Source organism: Candidatus Thiosymbion oneisti (assembly GCF_004359955.1).
Classification (GTDB): domain Bacteria; phylum Pseudomonadota; class Gammaproteobacteria; order Chromatiales; family Chromatiaceae; genus Thiosymbion; species Thiosymbion oneisti.
This window is the reverse complement of sequence record NZ_SMSC01000058.1, coordinates 1-7,184: the sequence shown is the minus strand read 5'-3', so window position 1 is coordinate 7,184 and position 7,184 is coordinate 1. Positions and strand designations below refer to the sequence as shown.

Genomic DNA, 7,184 nt, shown 5'->3' with positions numbered 1-7,184 from the left:
GCCGTGTGAATCTACCTCTACTCCCAGCGCAGCCAACAGTGCGGCGTCATAGTAGGCCCACTTGTCCCCGGTGTCTCCGGCATAGACCAATGCGCTACCCGGCGCGAAGCGTGGCGCGAAATCCTCGATGATGGCCCGGATTAGTTCGCTGTGTTCGCCTGGGCTAAGGGTGATTTCCTTTCCCGGTGAAATCTCAATCGGGATGCGGTTCTGCTCGCGCTCCTTGGCATAGCGTGTGACCAGTGTTTCACGCTCGGCCAGATAGACCGTTAGCGCTTTATACCAGGTGGGCGTGCCGAAGGTGCGCAGTAGGGCCAAGGTGGCAGGTTCGATTTGATAGACCGCCTTGGGACTATTCACCGGGCGGTCCGGCCGATCCGGATTGTAAAGTACGATTCCTGCATCACAGAACTGATGCATAGTCTGACGATGGAATGTCTCGCGGGTGTTCGGTGCATATTCCTTGTCGTAGTGCTCCTGCGCCCAGTCCATGATAGGCGTGATACCCATGAGTGGGTTTTCAGCATCGGCCCACGCCTTGCCTGGCGTGAGGTTCAACAGGGCCAGCAGGCACAAGGCGGAGCGTTCGTTCTGCTGTGCCCGTGGTAGGCCCAAGGAAGTAATGATCCGGTGCGTGGCCTCAATGTACTCGTTCTTGTCGTTCATTCGGCCAAGGTTTCCAGCTTGGCGTCAATCATGGCCTGCGTAAGTTCTCCGCGGTCAGCGGCCCATTCGCCGAGCTCGACGAGGGTGTCACGACTCGGGTACCTCATCAGCCTGAGGTCGGTTGCATTGACCTGGGTATGGCCGTTGAAGCGTCGGAAGTTCTCATCAACCGCGGTCGTGTTTAGGAATACGGCCAGCCCGTGGGCCAATGCTTGCGGCAAACCACGCTTATTCTTGTGGAACAGGTTCAGGTGGTTCTCGAAGCCCAGTACGGACACATCACCGAATGTGTCAGGATCGACCACATTCGCCACGACCCGGCGCTTTTCTTCCTTGGACGAGAAGCGTCGTACCACACAGTAAAAGCCGCTCGGGTAAAGCCATTTTTCGGTGTTGGCGTTGTGCTTGATGGCGTTGGGCTTCTTCATGCCCTCAATCGGCCATCTGGTGCCGCTGCTGCTGAAATGAGCGGGGCAGAGCAAGGGAACGGTGCCCGGTCCCGGCATGTCTCGCAGGTACTCTCTCTGAGCCGGAAATCGACTACCGGCCCGGTCGCTACCTTAATGCCGAGATCGACCAGTGTGTAGCGGATAGCCGGGGATAATTCGATCTGAAAATGAAAACCGCCTGACAGCCACCTATCGAGAAAAGCCGCGGAAAGCGATCCAATTCCAGCCCCCGCATCCAGTAACCGGCAATTGCCGCTTGAATCCGGGAAAAGACCAGCCATGAAAACCGCGGTTCTTTCGGGTGTGAAGAATTGGCCGAATCGCGATTTCTTTTTCGCTCGTGGCATTGAGGTTGAAGTTGATGAATCTTATTTTGGTGCCTGCCGTGTTCGCGGAAAAAAGGGGCGCGGAGCAGCCGGTAAAACGATTGTCTTCGGGATCCTGGAGCGGCAGGGGAAAGTCTACACGGAAATCGTCCCAGACGCTTCCAAAAAGCAGCTACAGGCCGTGATCCGGGGCCAAGTAGCCCTGGACAACATCATCCACTCGGACGGCTGGAGAGGCGATAATGGGTTGGTGGACATGGGTTACAAAAAACATTTCCGAGTGCATCATGGCAAGCATGAATTTGCCCGCGGGAATTGCCATATCAATGGCATTGAATCATTCTGGTCACAGGCTAAACGAAGACTTGCAAAATTCAATGGTGTTCCACGACAAACGTTTCATTTACACCTCAAGGAATGTAAGTTTAGATTTAATCACTGAGCGGAAAATCTCTATGATAGAATACTAACTCTGCTGAGAGAAAATCCACTCTAAAGTTATCTAGACCATACAGAAAAAATTGTCAACTGTTGGCTAGGATTCCATTTAAATATTACCCCCTACCTGATTTTGTGATTGCGCAAAATAAAGAACACTTCAATCATCCTCGGAAAATACCCCCAGATATCGTCCAAACCAGTAGGGCCAGGTGATTGACAGGCCGACAGACTCTATTTTTTTGTTACCCGGATAGCATGCTAAGCTCCAGGGATTTCTCTCCCATTGAAAGAAATGAACATAGCTCCGGTCTTTTGGCCAGACGGGTATGGTCGTTACGGTCTCTTTACCGGAGTCAAGGTGGAGTTCCCGGAAGTGGTATTTATTCATAAGGCTCCGATCCACAGGACCCTTACGATGTCCCCTTTGAATATATTGACTCATAGCGGCTCGAATATTGTCCGCTAAATGTTCTTTCTTAACACTTCCAAAATCTATACGCATTAAATCAAAATGCGGATTAAGGTGATTGTGGATGGCACTTTCCACGATGCGATGAGCTCCTTGGATGTGCTTTCTAATCAGCGGATCGGTTTCAAAATGGAGTACACAGTAATATGAAAGGTAAGCTAAATCGAATTTGTAATACCTGGCGACCGTATTACAGGTGTTCAACCAGGCCGTCAGCCAGACAGCGGGAACTCCTCGCTTAATCTCATTCAATTGGGCCTGATACTTGCCGCCGGTCACAAAATTGTTGACTGCTAAATAAGCGTATTTTTGGTCACTGCCCGGAGTCCAAAAATTGGGTACGCCGGTTCGGGTCTCGTCTCCTACCAAAAACCAATTGTTTCTCATCATAAAATTAAACTGAAGGGCCAATAACCGTTTAACAGCAGACCCAATATCCTTGTAATCTTCGGCGACATGTTCATAAAGGGTAGCCAGCCCGAACAGGATGCCTAAGTACTGGTCCCTTGTGATACCTTTATCTTGAATGGATATCCAGACTTTACCATCTTCAAGTTTTCTCTGCCTGAATTTTATTCCGTGAAGTTTTATTTTCCGTGCCAAAGGCGAGTCCGCAGGTACGGCCAATCGTGCCATTAAACCGGTATCATTAACCTTAAAAAGCCTATCTATTCCCGCTAATACCTGCCGTATATTTTTTATTGCCTGCTCATTTTTGGTCACTGCGTATCTATAACTCTGCGATGCCAGATAAATACCGGTAAAGATAGGGCTGTCTCTGGTATAGAGATAAGAATAATTCTGGGCATTTATGGATGAACTCCCGGAATAATGATCAATCCAGGTTGTATTATCCTCACGGTCGGTATCAACGGCCATCAGTGTGCCGTAAGGAAGATGATATCCGCTTATTTTTTTCTCAAGATTATTAATGAATCTTTTAAATCCGATCGGTTTTACTGGCCCTGATAATAAAGGTGCGTCAGGCGCTAAGGGTGTTTTGCTCTCTCTTATTAAAGTTGGGAATTTCTCGGTTATTTTACGGGTCAGCATCCTGATAATATTATTAAGTTGATAGTCGACGAACAGCTCGCCTATTGCGGCAATCAGCATACTGGACAATCCATCTCCCTCAATATCGATTTTAAAGGAAATGTTCGGTTGACTAAGATGTATAATCTCAATATTTTCCGGATCAAGATGTCTAAATCGAGCCTCTTGGGCAACATGGAGCTTGCGTACCACAAAGGTGAAGACCTCATCGGTTTTAATATCCAGTCCTAACGGAAGCCTCTTTTTAATATGTAGCTTTGCTTTGATCCTGATGCTATAAGATCCCTTTAAAGGTGCTCTTACTTTAATACGATAAGGCTCGTATACTTCATATCCTACCGGCTGCTGTATATTTATCTCGGGTTCCCATAACCGCAGCAGTTTAATCTCCGAGATCTTTTCAATTTCGGCTTTAATACTCTCTTTTAGTTCAGCGATAGCGAATGGTTTCAAATAAAGTAAAAGTGAGCTCCACCACCGCTGGTATTCATTATTAAGCGACTTCCTGGTATCCTCATAATCCGGGTCCCGTACGCTCGGGTAGGTTTTCGGATCCGGCAACGCCTTCCATTTTCCAGCATTTGACTGAAGCTGAACGTCCTTAAATAACTTTGACATGTCAAACTCCTTTAACGGGCGGAACCGGTGCAAGAATCCAAAAATTGGCAGGGTCCGGATAACTTTAGCATACATGTGAGGAGGCTAATTGTCGGATCATGTGTGATTATATACCGAGACGATAGCGATCCGGTCCCGATCTTTCCCGGCCCCAAGGTTTCCCAGCATGGGAATCGATCAACAGGCTTGGATAGATTTTGTATCTCAGGCTATACTCAAATTCCTGTCAGGAGGTTGGAGGCGGTTTCCCGTCCGAGTGGAACCGCCTCTTGCTTTTTGGGGAAGTGAGGTTCGCGTATGAGCAAGTGCTTGATGGCTACCTATAGCCGACTTCCGGTCACCTTCGCCCGCGGCGAGGGCGTCTGGCTTTGGGATGTCGCCGGCAAGCGTTATCTCGATGCCTTGTCGGGTATCGCCGTATGCGGTTTGGGACACGCCCACCCTGCTGTGCACCAAGCCCTGTGCGAGCAGGCTAAGGACCTCATCCACACCTCAAACCTGTACCGGATCGGCATGCAGGAGACCTTGGGGGAGACGCTGACCGCGCTCTCGGGTATGGACAAGGTGTTCTTCTGCAACTCGGGCGCGGAAGCCAACGAAGCGGCCATCAAGATCGCCCGCCTCCACGCCCATAACCAAGGCATTGAGCACCCCGCCATCCTGGTGATGGAGGCAAGCTTTCACGGCCGCACCCTGGCCACCCTGAGCGCCACCGGAAACCGTAAGGTACAGGCGGGCTTCGAGCCCCTGGTGCAGGGATTCGTCCGGGTCCCCTACGACGATCCGGAAGCGGTGGAGGCCGCGGCCGCCAATCGCCCCAATATCGCCGCTATCCTGGTAGAGCCGATCCAGGGCGAGGGCGGAATCAACATCCCCGCCGCGGACTATCTCAACCGACTGCGGGAGCTATGCGACCGTCGCGGCTGGTTGCTCATGCTGGACGAGGTACAGACCGGCATGGGCCGCACCGGGCACTTCCTCTCCTTTCAGGCCAACGCCATCCGACCCGATGTGGTCACCCTTGCCAAAGGACTCGGCAATGGTTTCCCGCTGGGTGCCTGCCTGGCCCGGGACGCGGCGGCCCAAACCTTGGGACCGGGCACCCATGCCACCACCTTCGGTGGAAGCCCGCTGGCCTGTCGGGTCGCCCAAACCGTGATTGAGACCCTTCAGCGTGACCGATTGACGGACCGCGCCTCCCAAATGGGCGACTATTTACGCGTCGGTTTCGATCGCGTACTGGGCGGAGTCGCAGGCGTACTCGATATCCGTGGCCGTGGGCTCATGATTGGTATAGAGCTCGACCGGCCCTGTGGCGATCTGGTCCCTCAGGCCCTCGCAACGGGATTGCTTATCAATGTGACCGCCGAGCGTGTCGTGCGTCTGCTGCCGCCGCTGATCCTCGAGCAAAGCGAGGCGGATCTGTTGCTGCAGGAACTCTCATTGTTGATCCGGCGTTTTTTGCAATCGCCCGTGGATTCGAATGCTGCGGCAGGCTGACACCTATGGATTCCATCGGCAGACCGTTACGACACTTTCTCACCCTGCTGGACCTCTCCCCGGATGAGGCCGGGGCCCTGCTGCAACGGGCCACCGAGCTCAAGCGTCTGGTCCGTAGCGGCGAGCGTTTCGAGCCCTTGAAGAATCGGACCCTGGGCATGATCTTCGAGAAGTCATCGACCAGAACCCGGGTCTCCTTCGAGGTCGGCATGACCCAACTTGGCGGTCATGCCCTGTTTCTATCGCCGCAGGACACGCAGCTCGGCCGCGGTGAGCCGGTGGAAGACAGCGCGCGTGTGCTGTCCCGCATGGTCGATGCAGTGATGATCCGTACCTTCGAGCAGCGCACGCTGGAGCGCTTTGCGGGGTGCTCTTTGGTGCCTGTGATCAATGGCCTCACCGACCGTTTTCACCCCTGCCAACTGCTGGCGGACGTGCTAACCTACCAAGAACACCGGGGAAGCATCCGCGGGCGGACGGTAGCCTGGATCGGCGACGGCAACAACATGTGTCATTCCTACGTGAATGCGGCCCGGCTGTTCGATTTCGAGTTGCGCATCGCCTGCCCGGAAGGGTTCCGTCCGGACCCCGCTATCCTCGCGGGCGCCGGAGACCGCTGCACCCTTATGCAAAGCGCAACGCAAGCAGTGGAAAACGCGGATCTCGTGGTCACCGACGTGTGGACCAGCATGGGGAAGGAGCAGGAACAGAAACAGCGTCGGCAGGCCTTTGCCCGGTTCAAGGTGGATGAGGCCCTGCTGGAGAATGCCGCCCCTGATGCCTTGTTCATGCATTGTCTTCCGGCCCATCGGGGTGAGGAAGTGTCGGCTGCGGTCATCGACGGTCCCCAGTCGGTGGTGTGGGACGAGGCAGAGAATCGGCTACACGCCCAAAAGGCCTTGCTGGAGTTCCTGCTTGCGGCCTGACTTGCTCATAACGAACCTGAATAAAGGCGCTCCGCGATTGTTATCCGTTACCAGAGGTCCTTCATGACACGTTTTCTCCTCTTACTGCTCTGCCTGTGCGGCCTTGGTCAGGCCTTGGCCGAGACCCGCTATATAACCGACATAGCCCAGATCGAATTGCGAAAGGGCGAGAGCACCAGGTACAAGATCCTCCGCTACCTGACGAGTGGCGAAGCGGTGGAGGAATTGGGTACGAATAAAAGGACCGGTTACTCGCGGATTCGGACCAGGGACGGAACCACCGGTTACGTACTGACTCGCCAGCTGCAGGACGAACCGGGGGCGCGGGACCGGCTGGTCGCAATGGAGGCCCGCCTGGCGGAATTCCAGCAGGCACCGGATCAGCTGGCTGTGAAGCTCTCTGAGCTGCGATCGGCACACCAAAAGCTCAAGGCCGATCATGAAGCCCTGGGGCAGGAAAAGGAGCAGCTGGAGGAGGAGCTCGCCTCTATTAAATACGCCTCCACCAACCTGGTGGCCATCACCCAGGAACGCTCAGATCTGCGCAAGAGCGTAGCGGATCTGACAGGACAGGTCGCCGATTTACGGCAAAAGAACCGGGACCTGAAGAACGAGACGAACCAGCGCTGGTTCCTGATCGGTGCCGGCGTGGTTATCGGCGCGATCCTCATCGGTCTCATCTTGCCCTACATACGCTTCCGCCGCCGTAAGACCGATTGGGGGACACTCTAGTACA

General features: G+C 53.9%; 6 protein-coding genes and 1 pseudogene. 4 read left to right on the top strand and 3 right to left on the bottom strand.

The genetic code is table 11. From position 1 onward, the window contains the following. Positions 1-666: BsuBI/PstI family type II restriction endonuclease (locus tag E1958_RS19110; RefSeq protein WP_133513289.1), on the bottom strand; the 666-nt coding region annotated here is incomplete at its 3' end. Further along, entirely contained in the window at positions 663-1,094 is a 432-nt protein-coding gene (locus E1958_RS19105) for a hypothetical protein (RefSeq protein WP_243448506.1), read from the bottom strand. The genes E1958_RS19110 and E1958_RS19105, both read right to left, overlap by 4 nt. 369 nt (positions 1,095-1,463) lie before the next feature. On the opposite strand from E1958_RS19105, the pseudogene E1958_RS19100 reads away from it, so the two are divergent. Next, positions 1,464-1,883 (top strand): annotated as a pseudogene (locus tag E1958_RS19100) (IS1595 family transposase); the annotation flags it as partial. Between the two features lie 156 nt (positions 1,884-2,039). Here E1958_RS19100 and E1958_RS19095 read toward each other — a convergent pair. After that, positions 2,040-4,022, bottom strand: coding sequence for a hypothetical protein (locus E1958_RS19095; protein WP_133513288.1), 1,983 nt, complete (start codon positions 4,020-4,022; stop codon positions 2,040-2,042). Positions 4,023-4,319: 297 nt separating this feature from the next. Here E1958_RS19095 and E1958_RS19090 point away from each other — a divergent pair, with 297 nt between their 5' ends. The 3 genes from E1958_RS19090 (at position 4,320) to E1958_RS19080 (ending at position 7,180) form a co-directional block, all read left to right on the top strand. Beyond that, positions 4,320-5,522: an aspartate aminotransferase family protein gene (locus tag E1958_RS19090; protein ID WP_133513287.1), complete on the top strand. Its 1,203-nt coding sequence runs from the start codon at positions 4,320-4,322 to the stop codon at positions 5,520-5,522. A 5-nt stretch (positions 5,523-5,527) separates the two neighbouring features. Then, positions 5,528-6,448, top strand: coding sequence for an ornithine carbamoyltransferase (argF, locus tag E1958_RS19085; RefSeq protein WP_133513286.1), 921 nt, complete (start codon positions 5,528-5,530; stop codon positions 6,446-6,448). 63 nt (positions 6,449-6,511) lie between these two features. Next, a complete protein-coding gene (locus tag E1958_RS19080; RefSeq protein WP_133513285.1) occupies positions 6,512-7,180 on the top strand; it encodes a TIGR04211 family SH3 domain-containing protein in 669 nt (222 codons plus the stop codon). Positions 7,181-7,184: the final 4 nt, after the last annotated feature.

What these genes read in the sequence shown, in the direction of transcription:
- E1958_RS19095 (WP_133513288.1), bottom strand. Translation starts at nt 4,022, where the DNA reads ATGTCAAAGTTATTTAAGGACGTTCAGCTTCAGTCAAATGCTGGAAAA.
- E1958_RS19105 (WP_243448506.1), bottom strand. Translation starts at nt 1,094, where the DNA reads ATGAAGAAGCCCAACGCCATCAAGCACAACGCCAACACCGAAAAATGG.
- E1958_RS19080 (WP_133513285.1), top strand. Translation starts at nt 6,512, where the DNA reads ATGACACGTTTTCTCCTCTTACTGCTCTGCCTGTGCGGCCTTGGTCAG.
- argF (WP_133513286.1), top strand. Translation starts at nt 5,528, where the DNA reads ATGGATTCCATCGGCAGACCGTTACGACACTTTCTCACCCTGCTGGAC.
- E1958_RS19090 (WP_133513287.1), top strand. Translation starts at nt 4,320, where the DNA reads ATGAGCAAGTGCTTGATGGCTACCTATAGCCGACTTCCGGTCACCTTC.